Genomic DNA, 14,997 nt, shown 5'->3' on the forward strand with positions numbered 1-14,997 from the left:
CTTGCCAATAACTAACCTTATATTATACCGCCCGCACCCGATTCAAGTGGTTTTTGGCGCTATTTGTTCCAGCTCCTTGCGCTTTTCGGCCAGCGCCCGGTAGCGCTCCAGGGCAGACGGGTCTTGTGCCACCTGCAGCACCAGCACTTTTTGCTGCTCCTTGATGTCTTCGATCTGCATGCGGGTGAGCAGGTCGCGCAGCTCCACCCGCAATTCGTGCAGCTCGCCCTCGGTCTGCGCGTGCGAGCCGGTCATCACCTTGACGGCCAGCTCTTCGCACTCGTGGTCGCGCAGGCTCTCGCGCAGCACGGCCCAGGCCAGGGGGCCATGTTCATGAAACTGCGCCTCCAGCCATGCGAACAGCGGCCCATGGGGCCCCGGCTGGGCCGCCAATATGGTGTGGTCGTCGTGCGTCAGCTCTTCCAGAAAAGCCATGTGCGACAGCAGCAGCCGCGCGGCGTGGTCGGCGCGGCTCATGGCCGGCGTGCGGGGCAGGCGGGGCTGGGGCGGCCACGGGGCGTCCTTGTCGCGCTTTTTCCAGCCTCCGCCGCTTTTCCAGTCGCCCCCCTTGCGGAATGGGGGCTTGCTGCCGCCATAGCCGCTTGGGCCACTGTGACCGTTTTGGCCTCCGTAGCCGCCCGGGTTGCTGTAGCTGCCGTATCCGGGGTCATAGGCCGGGCCCGCCGATTCGGTGTGGGGCTGCCAGCCATCGGCGTCGGGCGGGACGTCCCAGCTGGGGGCGTCATCGGCGGTGGAGCGGGGCTGTTGGCGCTGCGGGGGGGCGTGATGCGCGGCGCGCAGGCCATCGCGGGCGGCGGCCTGGCCCCACAGGTCCGACAGGTCGCGGGCGTTGAGCTGGGTTAGCTCGGCCAACTCGCCCAGCAATTGGCGCTTGAGCACGCCGTCGGGCAGCGCCGTCCACAGTGGGCGTGCGTTACTGGCCATGTGGGCGCGGCCCTCGGCGGTGGCCAGGTCGCAGCCCTCGCTGGCTGCTTCCACCAGAAACCGGCTCAGCGGTGTAGCTTGCTCGACATGGCGCGCAAACGCGTCCGTACCGTGCTCGCGGATGAAACTGTCCGGGTCGTGCTCGGCGGGGAGGAACAGAAACTTGATACTGCGCGTGTCGGTGGCATGGGGCAGGGCGCCGTCCAGCGCCTTGCGGGCCGCACGCCGCCCGGCGCTGTCGCCGTCAAAGCTAAACACCACCGCGTCGGTAAACCGCAGCAGCTTTTGCACATGCTCGGGCGTACATGCCGTGCCCAGCGTGGCCACCGCGTTCGGAAAACCCAGCTGCGCCAGCGCCACCACGTCCATGTAGCCCTCGGTGACGAGTGCGTACCCCGCCTCGCGGATGGGCGTGCGGGCCTCGAACAGGCCGTACAGCTCGCGCCCCTTGTGAAACACCGGGGTTTCGGGGGAGTTGAGGTACTTGGGCTTGTCGTCGCCCAGCACCCGGCCGCCAAAGCCAATGTATTCGCCCTTGACGTTGCGGATGGGGAACATCACCCGGTCGCGGAACCGGTCGTAGCGCTTGCCGCCGTCTTCGTCGTTCACGATGACCAGGCCGCTTTCCTCCAGCAGCGGGTCGTCATAGCTCGGAAACACGCTGGCCAGGCTGCGCCAGCCTTCGGGCGCGTAGCCCAAGCCGTAGCGTTTGGCCACCGCGCCCGAGACGCCTCGGCCCTTGAAGTAGCCAATGGCGCGCTGCGACTCGCGCAGGTGGCGGCGGTAGGCGTCGGCGGCTTTCTCCAGCACCTCGTTCAGCGTGGCCTGCTTCTGGCGCGCGGCGGCGGCACGTTCTTTTTCTTGCGGGGAGATGTCGTCGTCCGGCACTTGCAAGCCCACGCTCTGGGCCAGGTCTTGCACGGCCTCGACAAACCCCATGCCCGCGTGGTCCATCAGAAAGCTGATGGCGTTGCCGTTCTTGCCGCAGCCAAAGCAGTGATAGAACTGCTTGGCAGGGCTCACACTGAAAGAAGGCGACTTTTCCCCGTGAAACGGGCACAGTCCCATGAAGTTGGCGCCGCCTTTTTTCAGCTGGACGTAGCGCCCCACGATGTCCACCACGTCCACACGGGTGAGCAGTTCCTGAATGAAAGACTGAGGGATCGTCACGCGCCCTATTGTCCGCGTAAACTCTTTGTAACCAGTTATTGCTGGAAAGGCTTTTGGCATGGGGTTCGCGGCATGGGGGCGGGCGTTGGCGGGTAGAGCGCTGCACGGGTGGCGCGCCAGCCTGCCCGTGCTGCTGTTCGCGCTGGCGGGGCTCGCATGGCTGCCGGGGGCCTCGCAGGCCGCGACGGTCCTCAGGGTGCTGGCCTGGCCGGGTTATGCCGACCCGGACTTTGTCGCGGTGTTCGAGAAGCGCCATGGGGTCAAGGTGGAGATCACCATCGTGGCGTCGGACGACGTCTTGCGCGCCAAGATGGACAGCACCGACGGGCCGGGTTTTGACCTGGTGGCTGCCAACACGGCGGAAATTGCGCGGCTGATCCTCCATGACAAGCTCGCGCCGTTGCCGTTGAGCAACATCCGCAACACTGCCGGGCAGCTGCCCCGGTTTCGCCAGCTGCACACCATCTCGGGCATTGGCTGGCGGGGCGAGGTCTATGCCATGCCCTTCACCTACTCCGAGATGGGGCTGGTGTACGACCGCCAGCAGTTCAGCACGCCACCGCAGTCGATCGCCGTGCTGTGGGACCCGCGCTGGCAGGGCAAGGTGCTGGCGTTTGACGGCAGCAGCCACGGATTTTCGCTGGCCGCCATGCGCCGGGGCCTGCCGCCGTTTCGCATCGACCCCGCCCGTTTCAGCCCGCTGGCCAAGGACCTGGTGGCCCTGCGGCGCAATGTGCGGTCGTTCTACAGCCTGCCCGAGGAGTCGGTGGAGCTGTTTCGCAAGCACAAGGTGGCGGTAATGCACGCCAACTACGGCCAGCAGCAGCTCAAGCAGCTGCGCGATGCGGGGCTGGATGTGGGCTACGTTGTGCCCAAGGAGGGCGCGCTCGCCTGGCTGGATTGCTGGGCCATCACCCGCCGCTCCACCCAGGTCGCGCTGGCTGCCGAGTGGATCAACTACATGCTCGACCCGGCCGTGAGCCGCGAGTTCACGCGGCGCCAAGGGCTGGCCAATACCCTGGACGAGCCACCAGCGCTGGCGGGCGATGTGCCCGGGGGGACCATGGGCCCCATCGTGTGGCTGGAGCCGGTGGAAGACGAAGCCCTGCGCGCCCGCCTCTGGCAACGCATCGTGTCGGGCGACCGACCCAACCGGTTCTGACCGATGGCACGCGTGAAATGGAGCATCGCGCTGAGGCTGGGGGCCCTGCTGGCCTCGTTCAGTGTGTTCGCGGCCATTCTGGCGGGCTACTACACCTTTGACTCGAGCCGGGAACGCCTGCAGGGGCGGGCCGAGCGCTCGCTGCTGGCCACCACGCAGGTGCTGGCGCGCCACATGCAGGCGGGCTTTGGCACGGTGGCGCGCGACACGGCCTTTCTGGCCGACGCCGCTGCCGTCGAACAAGACCAGGGACGGCTGGCCGACCTGTTCAAGGCCAACCTGCAGGCCCATCCCGCCTATTTGCAGATCCGCTTCATCAGCGCCAGCGACTACGGGCTGGAGCTGGTGCGCATCGACCGCCAGGGCGACAAGCTGGTGCGCGTGCCCGATGACCAGCTGCAGGAGAAGTCGCACTTTCCGTTCGTGTTCGAGGCCCTCAGCCTGCCCGATGGGGAGGTGTATGTGTCCGAGTTCGGCATCAACCATGAAGACGCCGCGCAGGAGGCGGCCGTGCCCGTGTTCAACATGGCGTCGCCCGTGGTGCAGGGGGGGCAGCTGCGGGGCGTGGTGGTGGTGCGGGTGGCGGCCGCGCCGTTCCTGCACAACTTCAATGCGGCGCTGCCGACCCCTTACGGTTTTTATCTGAGCAACCGCTGGGGTGACTTTCTGGTGCACCCGGACGCCGCGCAGACCTTTGGCTTTGACCGGGGCCAGCGCATCCTGATCCAGGAGTCGTTCCCGCAGGTGGCCGCGCTGGTCGATGGCCGTGCCGAAGAGGCGGTACTCAGCCAGTCCGGCACCGACGACGAGGAGGCGCGTGTCTTTGCCTTTGTGCGCATGCCCTTTGGCAACGCGGACGAGGGGCGTTTCATGGTCGTGGGGCTCTCGCAGCCGCTGGCCGTGGTGCAGGGCGAGGTGCTGGACCTGGGGCGCAGCATCCTCAAGATCTTGCTGGTGCTCAGCGTGGTGGGTGTGGCCCTGGCGGCCGGCGTGTCGCGCCTGGTGACCCAGCCGCTGCAGGCCATGGTGAAGGCGGCGCAGGCGTTTTCGCGCGGGGAATCCCACGGCGCGTTGCCGGTGCACCGGGGCGACGAGGTGGGCGAGCTGGCCCGCAGCTTCCAGGACATGGAGCAGCAGATCAGCCGCCAGCTGGCCGAGCTGAACCTGAGCCGCGACGCCATGGCCCACCTGGCGCACCACGACGCTCTCACCGGCCTGCCCAACCGCCGCATGTTCGAGCAGCGCCTGGGCCAGGTGCTGGAGCTGTCGCGTCGCAGCGGCCGCAGCTGCGCCCTGCTGTTTGTGGACCTGGACGACTTCAAGGCCATCAACGACACGCGCGGGCACGCCGTGGGCGACCGGGTGCTGCAGGCCGTGGCCCGCACCATCGTCGGCGCTGTGCGGCAGGTGGACACCGTGGCCCGACTGGCCGGGGATGAGTTCACGGTGCTGTGCGAAAACGTGGATTCCGAAGAGGCCGCGCTGCAGATCGTGACCAAGCTGCAGCATGCGTTCGAGCCGCCGCTGGACATTGACGGCGAGCCGCTGGCCGTGCGCGCCAGCATCGGCCTGAGCCTGTTTCCCCGCGATGCGCAGGATGCGCGCACACTCATGGCCAGTGCTGACGCGGCCATGTACCGCATCAAGCAAGGCCACAAGCGCAGGTTGTGAGGCTGCGCGCTGCCGCGAACCTTGCCCATGCGCCGGCCCGTGTTGCTTTCGTGTCAGCCTGCGGCGCTAGGCTGTGTGTCGTTCACCTTCTTGCACTGACCCATGACCTCCATCTTTGACCAGCACCTGCCCCGCAACGAAGCCAACTTTGCCGCCCTGTCGCCCCTGTCGTTCATCGAACGCACGGCCGAGGTCTACCCCGACCGCCTGGCCATCGTGCACGGCGCGCTGCGCCAGACCTGGGCCCAGACCTATGCGCGCTGCCGCCAGCTGGCCAGCGCGCTGACCCAGGCGGGCATCGGCAAGAACGACACCGTGGCCGTGATGCTGCCCAACACGCCCCCGATGGTGGAGGCGCACTTTGGCGTGCCCATGGCGGGCGCGGTGCTCAACACCCTCAACACCCGGCTGGACCCGGAGGCCATCGCCTTCATGCTGGACCACGGCGAGGCCAAGGTCGTGATCGTGGACCCGGAATTCACCGGCACCATGGCCAAGGCGCTGGCCCTGCGCACCGCCACCACGCCCATCCGCGTGATCGAGGTGCAGGACGCCCTCTACGGCCCCGCCGTGCAAAGCCTGGGCGGCACCGACTACGAAGCCTTTTTGGCCAGCGGCGACGCGGCCTTTGCCTGGAGCCTGCCCGCCGACGAGTGGGATGCGATTGCGCTCAACTACACATCCGGCACCACCGGCAACCCCAAGGGCGTGGTCTACCACCACCGGGGCGCCGCCACCAACGCCATCAGCAACGTGCTGGAGTGGGACATGCCCAAACACGCGGTGTACCTGTGGACCTTGCCGATGTTCCACTGCAACGGCTGGTGCTTTCCATGGACCATTGCGGCGCGAGCAGGTGTCAACGTGTGCCTGCGCCGGGTGGACGCGCAGGCCATCTTCGACGCCATCCGCAACCACGGCGTCACGCACTACTGCGGCGCGCCCATCGTGCACGGGCTGCTGGTCAACGCGCCAGATGCCATGAAGGTGGGCGTTCCTGCAGGTGTCAAGGCCATGGTGGCGGGCGCTGCGCCACCGGCGTCGATGATCGAAGGCATGGAAAAGATGGGGTTCGATCTGACCCATGTGTACGGCCTGACCGAGGTGTACGGCCCCGCCACCGTGTGTGCCAAACACGAGGCCTGGGATGCTATGGACATTGGCGAGCGCGCCCGCCTCAACGCCCGCCAGGGCGTGCGCTACCACCTGGAGCGCGACGTGCGCGTGCTCGACCCCGAGACCATGTTGCCCGTGCCGCAGGACGGCGAAACCATGGGCGAGATCATGTTCAAGGGCAACATCGCTATGAAGGGCTACCTCAAGAACCCCAAGGCCACCGACGAGGCCTTTGCGGGCGGCTGGTTCCACAGCGGCGACCTGGCGGTGCAGTACCCCGACGGCTACATCAAGATCAAGGACCGCAGCAAGGACATCATCATCTCGGGCGGCGAGAACATTTCGTCCATCGAGGTGGAAGACGTGCTCTACCGCCACCCCGACGTGCTGGCCGCCGCCGTGGTGGCCAAGCCGGACCCCAAGTGGGGCGAGACGCCCTGCGCGTTTGTGGAGCTGAAGGCCGGCGCGCAGACCACGCCCGAAGACATCGTGGCGCACTGCAAGAAGCACCTGGCGGGCTTCAAGGTGCCGCGCGCCGTGGTGTTTGGCGAGCTGCCCAAGACCAGCACCGGAAAGATCCAGAAGTTCGAGCTGCGCAAGCAGGCCGGGTCGGCAGCGGCCATCAACGTCTGAGGGGGCGCGAGGCTCCCTTCAGGAAGAGACCGCGCGCAGTGGGCTATCAAGATGCTATTTAATTGATAGCTGGTAGCGCATATTCCACTAGCGCATCCACCGCTTTTGGTTTGAAAACCAGTGCCAGGGGCTCCTGGGCGACCCGGCGGCGCTGCCAGGGCTGCGTGTCAACGTCCTTCGTCCACCGCCTCGCGCCAGTCCCGCGCTGACATCCCCAGCTTTTGCGCAAACACGCGCGACAGCGCTGAGGGGTTGGCATAGCCCAGTTCGTGGGCGATGGACTTGAGCGACCGGCCCGCGCGCAGGTGGGCCTGCGCCAGTGTCAGCCGCCAGTGCGCCAGGTAGTCGGCGGGGGTGTCCCCCACCACGGCCTTGAAGCGGGCGGCAAACGCGCTGCGCGACATGGCCGCCTGCTGGGCCATCTGCGCCAGGCTCCACGGCTCGCCGGGCGCCTCGTGCAGGGCCGTGAGGGTGCGCGAGAGTTGCGGGTCGGCCAGGCCCGTCAGCAGGCCCGGCGGCATCTGCGCCTGCTGCGGGTGGTCCAGCAGCCAGCGCAGCAACTGCAGCAGCACCACTTCAAACAGCCGGTCGGCCAGCACGCGGTGGCCGCAGCGCAGGCGGTCGGTTTCGACAAACAGCAAGTCCAGCGACTGCTGCAGCCCGTCCACCGCGCCCAGCGGCAGCACCACCAGCGGGGGCAGGGCGCGGGCCAGCGGGTGGCTGGCGCCGCCGTCAAAGTCCAGTGCGGCGCAGGTGAAGTCTGAGCCCTCGGTGGGCGCGTTGTGAAAGAAGTGCTCCAGCGGCCGGGCATAGAACAACAGGCTGGGCTCGCACACCTGAAGCCGCTCGGGCGGGCCCGCCTGGGGCTGGTGCGTCACCACCATCTCGCCCCGGCGCAGCACATGCAAAAAGCCCCGGCCCGGCGCCGCCGCAAAGTGCGTCACACCACACAGCGGCCCGTTGTGGAACAGGTGCGCCCGCACCCGAAACCGCTCCAGCAGCGGCGACAACCGGTCGAGCGGGGTGGAGGCCTGCGCGGGTGTGGTGATGGGTGTTGGCATGGTTTTGGATGATTTGGTATGAATTTTGGATTTTATGTGCCAAATGGTACGAGCTGACACTGGACACTGCAGGGGTGCCGAGAACAGGCACAAGTTCTCAATCACCTTCATGACCTTCAAGGAACACACCATGTCCGCTACTTCTTCCTCCATCGCCCGCGTCCCCCTCGTTGACCGTACCGCCGCCACCGGCACTGTGCGCGCCGTGCTCGACCAGGTCCACGGTGCCTTTGGCGCCACGCCCAACATGTTCCGCGCCGTGGCCAATTCGCCCGCCGCGCTGCAAAGCATGTGGGGCGCGTTTGGTGCGCTGGGCGGGGGCGTGATCGGCGCCGCCCTGGGTGAGCAGATCGCCGTGGCCGTGGCCAACCGCAATGCCTGCGACTACTGCCTGGCCGCCCACACGGCCCTCGGCCGCAAGGCGGGCGTGAGTGGCGAGGCCCTGGCCGCCGCGCAGGCGGGCGAATCGGCCGACCCGCGCACTGCCGCCGTGCTGCGCTTTGTGCTGCAACTGGTCAACGAACGTGGCCAGGTTGATGCGGCCGATGTGCAGGCTCTGCGCGACCAGGGCGTGAACGACGAGCAGATCGTCGAGATCGTGGCTCACGTGGCGCTCAACCTGTTCACCAACTATGTGAATGTGGCACTGGGCGTGCCGGTGGATTTCCCCGGCGTCAAGCTGCGCCCGGCTCGTTAAAGGGCGTAGCGGCGCGTGTCTGGCCCGTAGGCCGGATGCGCGCCGCTTCTGGTGCCGCTGCTCGCTCGGTCCTGCGGCGGCGCAATCGCAGTCAGTTATGCGCGACGACGATGCGTGCGTTTTCCGCACGCATCACCGGCGGCAAAGTCGTTTGTCAGCGCGGCAGGCCTGCTGCACCATGGCCGCTCCCTTGCCACCCCACCCGAAGGAAGTCGCCCCATGACCCCCGACCGCGACGAGCACGCCATCGACACCCTGCCACGCCTGGAGGCGCTGCTGGGCCCGCTGAGCGATGCCTCCATCCACAAAGAGCTGCCGTATGTGCACCCTGCCTACCGTGCCATGATCGCGGCATCGCCCTTTGCCGTGCTGGCCACCACCGGCCCTGGGGGGCTGGATGCCTCGCCGCGCGGCGACCCGGCCGGCTTTGTGCAACTGCTGGACGACAAGACCCTGCTGCTGCCTGAGCGCCGTGGCAACAACCGTGCCGACAGCCTGCGCAACATCGTGGCCGACCCGCGCGTGGCGCTGCTGTTCCTCATCCCCGGCGTGGGCGAGACGCTGCGCGTCAACGGCCACGCCCGCATCAGCGTCGCGCCCGACCTGCTGGCGCGTTTTGTGGTCAACGGCCAGCCCCCCAAATGTGTGATCGTGGTGGATGTGCAGGCGGTGTACTTCCAGTGCGCCCGCGCCATCCAGCGCTCGCGCCTGTGGGACGCCGTGCCGCCCGGCACCCCACGCCCCGTGCCCACTCCGGGCGCCATCCTGGCGTCCATCACGCAAGGCGCGTTTGACGGCGCCGCCTACGACCGCGAGCTGCCAGCGCGCCAGCAAGCCACGTTGTATTGAACTGGCACCGCGATCCACCGCCACAGTGCTGCCCCCGCCGCCAGCGCACACAATGGCGGCTGGGTGCGCAGGGCTTGCGCTTCATGGACTCACAGGCCGAACACGCAGATGCGTAAGGAGAGTGGGGCTCCGTGGGGCGTGAAGCAAGCCCCCGCGCACGTTCATACCAAGTGAGGGGGAGACATGGATTCCGTGCTGTTGATCGTGGCCGTCGGCGCAGTGGCCGCCGGGTTTGTGCAGGGCCTGTCAGGCTTTGGTTTTGGCATGGTGGCCATGTCGTTCTGGGCCTGGGCGCTGGAGCCCCGCCTGGCCGCGCTGCTGGCGGTGTGCGGCGCGCTCACCGGCCAGCTGGTGGCGGCGGCCACGGTGCGCCGGGGTTTTGACCGGGTGCGCCTGCTGCCCTTTGTGCTGGGTGGTCTGGTGGGCATCCCCATCGGCGTGGCTGTGTTGCCCCGTCTGGACATGGACGCGTTCAAGGTCATCCTGGGCACGCTGCTGGTGCTGTGGTGCCCGGCGATGCTGATGGCCAAGAATCTGCCCCGCATCACGCGAGGCGGCCGCGTGGCCGACGCGCTGGTGGGCATGGCGGGCGGCGTGATGGGCGGGCTGGGCGGCTTCACCGGCGTGCTGCCCACACTGTGGTGCACCCTGCGCGGGCTGGACAAGGACGTGCAGCGCGCCATCATCCAGAACTTCAACCTGGCCATGCTGCTGGTGACCTTTGTCACCTACCTGGCCACCGGCCTCGTCACCCGCGAGGCGCTGCCGATGCTGGCCATCGTGGTGCCCGCCATGCTGGTGCCGGTGCTGCTGGGCGCGCGGCTGTACCACGGCATCAGCGACGCACGGTTCCGGCAGATCGTGCTGGGCATGTTGACCCTGTCGGGCGTGGCGATGCTGGTGGCCAGCCTGCCCAGGGTGCTGGCGCGGCTGGGCTAGGTTCTCCCGCTGAATTTGCAGGAGCGCCCGTCGGTGGCCATCCTGTTGTCGACTTGTCGCACATGCCCCGCTACATTGGGAGGGGCATGCACCAAAAAGATGACACCACGCGGCCACCGGACGCGGACGACCGTCTTGGGGCCGGGGCCTCGCGCCGCCGCTATCGCCTGGCCACGCCGCTGAGCCTGGCGATAGCGCTGGGCTGCGTGGTGGCCATCGCGGGCTTCTGGCTGGTCACGCTGCAGCGCGTGGCGTTCGAGCGCGAGCAGGCCGTTGCATCGGCCATGCAGTCCAACGCCAACCTGGCGATTGCTTTCGAGCAGCAGGTGTTCCGCACCCTCAAGGCGGCCGAGCAGGTGGCTGCCTTTGTGCGCGAGCAATACCTGCAGCAGGGCACCGACATCGACCTGCGCGACTGGGTGGCGCGGGGGGTGGTCCGCGAGCCCATGTTCACCATCATCAGCGTGGTCAACGAGCAGGGCGACATTGTCAGCAGCAGCCAGGAGACGGGCGCCGTCAACTACAGCGACCGTGCGTTTTTCAAGGCGCTGCAGGCCAGCGACCGCGATGACCTGTTTGTGAGCGAGCCCGTGCTGGGCCGTGTGTCGGGGCAGTGGCGCATACCGATGGCGCTGCGCATCGTGAGCGAGGGCGGCCGCTTTGGCGGCGTGGTGGTGATGTCGGTGGACCCGACGAACTTCACCGACTTTTACCGCCAGGCCGACCTGGGCGCGCAGGGGCTGTTGGAACTGGCAGGGCTGGACGGCGTGGTACGCGGCCGCAAGGCGGGGGGGCAAATCAGCTTTGGCGCCGATGCGCGGGGGCTGCCCTGGTTTCAGCAACGCGCGCAAGACCCCGAAGGTGAACTGATCGATGACGCCGGCGCGGTGGACGGTGTGCCGCGCATCCTCAGCTACCGCAGCATGGCGGGCTACCCGTTGATGGTGACGGTGGGGTCGACCTCCGACGAGGTGCTGGCGCCGGCGATGCAGCGGCGCGTTGACTACCTCGCCCTGGCGGCGGGGGCCAGTGTGGCGCTGCTGTGTTTTGGCGCGCTGCTCATTGTGGTGCTGGCACGCCAGCGGGCCGTGGCCGATGCACTGGCGTCGAGCGAAGGCTTGTTCCGCGCCACCTTCCACCAGGCGGCCACTGGCATCGCCCACATCACGCCCGAAGGCCGCATCCTGCGTGCCAACGACAAGTTCTGCCGCATGCTGGGCTATTCGCTGGAGGAGCTGCGCCAGCGCGACCTGTTTGCGCTGAGCGACGAGGGCGAGCGTGAAGCCCTGCGCCGCTTTCTGGCGCGGCGCCTGGTGGCGCACTCACCCGTGTTCTCCCCCGAGATGGAAAAGGCCTACCGGCGCAAGGACGGCGGCCTGTTGTGGGTGTACGAAGCGCTGGGCCTCGTCAAGGACGCCCAGGGTCACCCGGACTTTCTGGTGGTGGTGACGCAGGACATCAGCGCGCGCAAGGAGCTGGAGATGCGCCTGTCGCACGATGTGCTGCACGACGCGCTCACAGGACTGTCCAACCGCGTGATGTTCCACGACCGATTGGCGCGTGTGCTCGAAACGGCCCGGCGCCACGGGCGGCACGCCGCCGTGCTCTACGTGGACCTGGACGGGTTCAAGTCCGTCAACGACCAGTGGGGCCATGCAGCGGGCGACCTGTTGCTGCAGCAGGTAGCCCGGCGGCTGGAAGACTGCGTGCGCGCCGAAGACACCGTGGCGCGACTGGGCGGGGACGAGTTCGGCATCGTGCTGGCCACCATCGAGCGGGCAGACCATTGCGAGGTTGTGGCCAGCAAGGTGCTGTTGGCGATGGAGCAGCCGTTTGTGCTGGAGGGGGCTGTTGCCCACATCTCGGCCAGCGTGGGCGTGGCGCTTTACCCGCGCCATGGCGCCGACGCCGATGCGCTGCTGGCCCAGGCCGACGCAGCGATGTACGCAGCGAAGCAGGCGGGCAAGAACCGCTTCAACATCGACACCGCATTGAGCCCGCTGGCTGATGGGGGTGTTGCAGGTCCGCCGGGCTGACTAAGGCTTGGTGGTGATTCGCAACAGATGATGGTGCTATTTATTTGGGAGCTATTGGCGCTTTATTCATAAGCACTAGCGGCCCTTTTTCATTCAGATCACCGCGTTGGGAGCATCAAGCTGGACGGGCGATGGCCCAGCTGCACATCACAGCTCGCTGGCGTCCTTGCCCTCGCTCTGCTTGATCACCCACCGCACCGTGGCGCGCGGTGCGGGCACCCGCTGGGCGTACACCTCCAGGCCCCCTTGGGTCCATGCGGCATAGCTACCGCTGGGGTCGTTGGCAGCAGTCTCCGGCCCGTAGGTGCTGCGGCCAAACGCGAGCAGGGCACCGAAGGCGGCTGCGCCGCCATCGGCCAGGTCACTGGCATCGGCAACGAATTCGACCCGCCGCAGCTCCCGCCCGCTGAAGAAGAAGGTTTGCGCACCGGACAATCCGGCGATCACCACAGGCTCCAGCCGCCAGAGGCCCGCCAGCCCTCCGGCCAGGCGCTGCGGGCGCAGCACGCGGGCCGCGCCGGGTACCGCGTCGCGCAGGGCGTCCGCGCCCATGCCCAGTTCTACGCCTGCGGGCAGCGGTTGTAGCTGGGCCGGTGTGGGCGATGGGATCGGCGCGGCCATGGCCAGTGTGGTGGGCCACTGTGCGGGGTGCTGTGCAGCAGTCGCACGCACCTGGGCCTGGGCGGGCGCCATGCCCAGGGCGCAGGCAAGGGTTGCGCCCTGGACGCTGCGCCACAGGTGCCGGTACATGGTCAGCGGTAGCGCGGGAATGAATCGGTAGAGGTTCATGGTGAGGATTTTCGCTGGCGCGCGTGCAGGCCGGTGGGCCCGCGTTGCAGCGCAGGCGCTCAGTCGCCCATCACCACGCCCTCGCGGCGCGGGTCGGCCCCGCCCATCCACAGCTTCTTGCCATGTGCCTGGCCGCGTGTGATGGCTTGCAGGCCGCTGGTCATGTTCATCTCGCGCACCTCGGCGCCCCTGGCGCGCAAGGCCTCGACCGTGGCGGGCGGGAAGCGCTTTTCTTCCAGCAGCGTGGGGCCGTTCATCGAGCCGAAGTTGGGTAGGTTGATGGCCTGCTGGGGCATCAGACCCCAGTTGAGCACGCCATATAGCGTCTTGGCCGTGTAGTGGATGATGGCTGCGCCGCCAGGGCTGCCGCCGCTCATCAGCAGCTCACCCGTGGCTTTGTCGAACACCAGCGTGGGCGACATGGACGAGCGCGGGCGCTTGCCGGGCTGCACGCGGTTGGCAATGGGCTGGCCTTGCGCGTCGGTGGGGGCAAAGCTGAAGTCGGTGAGTTCGTTGTTGAGCAGGAAGCCCTTCACCATTTGCCGTGCGCCGAACTGGTCTTCGATGGTCGTGGTCATGGCCACCGCGTTGCCAAAGGCATCGACGATGCTGATGTGGCTGGTGCCGTATTCGGGTTGGTCGGGCATGGGCGCAAAGCCCGTCTTGACAGCCCCGGGGTTGCCGGGCTGGGCGACCTTCATGCTCTGCGTGCCGATGAGCTTGGCGCGCTCGGTCAGGTAGGCGGGCGCGAGCAGGCTGGTCCAGCTGCCGGCGGGGGGCTGCACAAAGTCGGGGTCGGCCACGTACTGGGCGCGGTCGGCAAAGGCCAGGCGGGCGGCCTCGGTGTAGAGGTGCAGCCAGTCTGCGCTGGGCAGGCCGTCCTGCAGCGGCTTGGCGGCGGCGTCGGTGTTCTTCAGGATGCCCAGGATCTGCCCGATGGCGATGGCCCCGGAGCTTGGGGGCGGAAAGCCGCACACGCGGTAGTCCTTGCTGGCCACCTGGTAGTCGTGGCACAGCGCCTCGCGCTTCTTGGGCTGGTAGCCCGCCAGGTCGGCCAGGCTGAGCTTGCCGGGGTTGGTGGGGTGTTTTTGCACCTTGTCCACGATGGCCTGGGCGATCTCGCCTTCGTGCAGGGCCTTGCTGCCTTCGGCGGCGATGCGGCGCAGCACGGCGGCCAGCTCGGGGTTGCGCAGGTTCACGCCCACATCGCGTGCGTCGCCATCGGCCTTGTAGAAGTAGGCGGCGGCCACTGGGTCCTTCTTGAGGTGGGCGTCGGCCTTGACCAGGGTGTTGAGCCGCGCGCTGACCTTGAAGCCGCCTTCGGCCAACGTGATGGCGGGCTGGAACAGCGTGGCCCAGGGCAGCTTGCCGTGCTGCTTGTGCGCCATCTCCAGCATGCGCACGGTGCCGGGCACGCCCACCGAGCGGCCGCCCACCACGCCATCGTAGAACGGCACGGGTTTGCCGTCGGCGCCCAGGAAGAGTTTTTCATCGGCAGCAGCGGGCGCGGTCTCGCGGCCGTCGTAGGCCTCTACCACCTTGCCGTTGCTGTGCAGCAGAAAGGCGCCGCCACCGATGCCGCTGGACTGGGGCTCCACCAGCGTCAGCACCATCTGCACGGCGATGGCCGCGTCGACGGCCGAGCCGCCAGCCTTGAGGATCTGGTAGCCCGCGTCGGTGGCCAGCGGGTTAGCAGCGGCCACGGCGAACTTCTCGGTGGCCCAGCCCGGCTTTTCGGTGTAGCCGGACGAGCCCTCGGGCTGGGGGGGCACGGTGTAGGCGAACTGGGAGGGAGCGCTGGCGCAGCCCGCCAGGGCCACCAGGGTGGCAAGGGCCGCAGGGGCCAGCAGGTTGTGACTGAACGGGCGGCGCAGGGGCGGCGTGGCAGGCAGGGCAGTGGGGGACATGCGGGTCTCCTGTGGGTGCAAG

General features: G+C 67.9%; 11 protein-coding genes. 7 read left to right on the plus strand and 4 right to left on the minus strand.

What is annotated here, in order from left to right; genetic code table 11:
- Positions 1-42: 42 nt before the first annotated feature.
- The gene (dnaG, locus tag ACOYR4_RS08105) at positions 43-2,115 is read right to left on the minus strand and encodes a DNA primase (RefSeq protein ID WP_422849195.1); all 2,073 of its coding nucleotides are present in this window, start codon (positions 2,113-2,115) and stop codon (positions 43-45) included.
- 58 nt (positions 2,116-2,173) lie between these two features.
- On the opposite strand from dnaG, the gene ACOYR4_RS08110 reads away from it, so the two are divergent.
- The 3 genes from ACOYR4_RS08110 (at position 2,174) to ACOYR4_RS08120 (ending at position 6,697) form a co-directional block, all read left to right on the plus strand.
- Positions 2,174-3,277 (plus strand): ABC transporter substrate-binding protein, encoded by a 1,104-nt coding sequence (locus ACOYR4_RS08110; protein WP_422849196.1) that lies wholly within the window; start codon positions 2,174-2,176, stop codon positions 3,275-3,277.
- A gap of 3 nt (positions 3,278-3,280) precedes the next feature.
- Entirely contained in the window at positions 3,281-4,948 is a 1,668-nt protein-coding gene (locus ACOYR4_RS08115; protein WP_422849197.1) for a diguanylate cyclase domain-containing protein, read from the plus strand.
- Between the two features lie 102 nt (positions 4,949-5,050).
- Positions 5,051-6,697, plus strand: coding sequence for an acyl-CoA synthetase (locus ACOYR4_RS08120; RefSeq protein WP_422849198.1), 1,647 nt, complete (start codon positions 5,051-5,053; stop codon positions 6,695-6,697).
- A 167-nt stretch (positions 6,698-6,864) separates the two neighbouring features.
- Here ACOYR4_RS08120 and ACOYR4_RS08125 read toward each other — a convergent pair whose 3' ends face one another.
- Positions 6,865-7,758 carry an AraC family transcriptional regulator gene (locus tag ACOYR4_RS08125; protein ID WP_225782429.1) on the minus strand — a complete coding sequence of 298 codons (894 nt, stop codon included), beginning with the start codon at positions 7,756-7,758 and terminating at the stop codon, positions 6,865-6,867.
- Between the two features lie 151 nt (positions 7,759-7,909).
- Between ACOYR4_RS08125 and ACOYR4_RS08130 the strand changes: the two genes are divergently transcribed.
- From ACOYR4_RS08130 to ACOYR4_RS08145, 4 genes are all read left to right on the plus strand, one after another.
- A complete protein-coding gene (locus tag ACOYR4_RS08130; protein ID WP_422849635.1) occupies positions 7,910-8,455 on the plus strand; it encodes a carboxymuconolactone decarboxylase family protein in 546 nt (181 codons plus the stop codon).
- 219 nt (positions 8,456-8,674) lie between these two features.
- Positions 8,675-9,304, plus strand: a complete 630-nt coding sequence (locus tag ACOYR4_RS08135) for a pyridoxamine 5'-phosphate oxidase family protein (RefSeq protein WP_422849199.1) — start codon at positions 8,675-8,677, stop codon at positions 9,302-9,304.
- Positions 9,305-9,487: 183 nt separating this feature from the next.
- Entirely contained in the window at positions 9,488-10,243 is a 756-nt protein-coding gene (locus tag ACOYR4_RS08140) for a sulfite exporter TauE/SafE family protein (RefSeq protein WP_422849200.1), read from the plus strand.
- 86 nt (positions 10,244-10,329) lie between these two features.
- The gene (locus ACOYR4_RS08145; protein WP_422849201.1) at positions 10,330-12,279 is read left to right on the plus strand and encodes a diguanylate cyclase domain-containing protein; all 1,950 of its coding nucleotides are present in this window, start codon (positions 10,330-10,332) and stop codon (positions 12,277-12,279) included.
- 147 nt (positions 12,280-12,426) lie between these two features.
- On the opposite strand, the gene ACOYR4_RS08150 is transcribed toward ACOYR4_RS08145, so the two are convergent.
- Both ACOYR4_RS08150 and ACOYR4_RS08155 read right to left on the minus strand, forming a co-directional pair.
- Complete coding sequence (locus ACOYR4_RS08150) at positions 12,427-13,068, minus strand: hypothetical protein (protein WP_422849202.1); 642 nt, start codon at positions 13,066-13,068, stop codon at positions 12,427-12,429.
- Positions 13,069-13,127: 59 nt separating this feature from the next.
- Positions 13,128-14,975 carry a gamma-glutamyltransferase family protein gene (locus ACOYR4_RS08155; protein ID WP_422849203.1) on the minus strand — a complete coding sequence of 616 codons (1,848 nt, stop codon included), beginning with the start codon at positions 14,973-14,975 and terminating at the stop codon, positions 13,128-13,130.
- Between the last annotated feature and the right edge of the window lie 22 nt (positions 14,976-14,997).

This window comes from Acidovorax sp. M14 (assembly GCF_049331375.1).
Classification (GTDB): domain Bacteria; phylum Pseudomonadota; class Gammaproteobacteria; order Burkholderiales; family Burkholderiaceae_C; genus Acidovorax.

What these genes read in the sequence shown, in the direction of transcription:
- ACOYR4_RS08145 (WP_422849201.1), top strand. Translation starts at nt 10,330, where the DNA reads ATGCACCAAAAAGATGACACCACGCGGCCACCGGACGCGGACGACCGT.
- ACOYR4_RS08125 (WP_225782429.1), bottom strand. Translation starts at nt 7,758, where the DNA reads ATGCCAACACCCATCACCACACCCGCGCAGGCCTCCACCCCGCTCGAC.
- ACOYR4_RS08110 (WP_422849196.1), top strand. Translation starts at nt 2,174, where the DNA reads ATGGGGTTCGCGGCATGGGGGCGGGCGTTGGCGGGTAGAGCGCTGCAC.
- ACOYR4_RS08115 (WP_422849197.1), top strand. Translation starts at nt 3,281, where the DNA reads ATGGCACGCGTGAAATGGAGCATCGCGCTGAGGCTGGGGGCCCTGCTG.
- ACOYR4_RS08120 (WP_422849198.1), top strand. Translation starts at nt 5,051, where the DNA reads ATGACCTCCATCTTTGACCAGCACCTGCCCCGCAACGAAGCCAACTTT.
- ACOYR4_RS08135 (WP_422849199.1), top strand. Translation starts at nt 8,675, where the DNA reads ATGACCCCCGACCGCGACGAGCACGCCATCGACACCCTGCCACGCCTG.
- ACOYR4_RS08155 (WP_422849203.1), bottom strand. Translation starts at nt 14,975, where the DNA reads ATGTCCCCCACTGCCCTGCCTGCCACGCCGCCCCTGCGCCGCCCGTTC.
- ACOYR4_RS08150 (WP_422849202.1), bottom strand. Translation starts at nt 13,068, where the DNA reads ATGAACCTCTACCGATTCATTCCCGCGCTACCGCTGACCATGTACCGG.
- ACOYR4_RS08140 (WP_422849200.1), top strand. Translation starts at nt 9,488, where the DNA reads ATGGATTCCGTGCTGTTGATCGTGGCCGTCGGCGCAGTGGCCGCCGGG.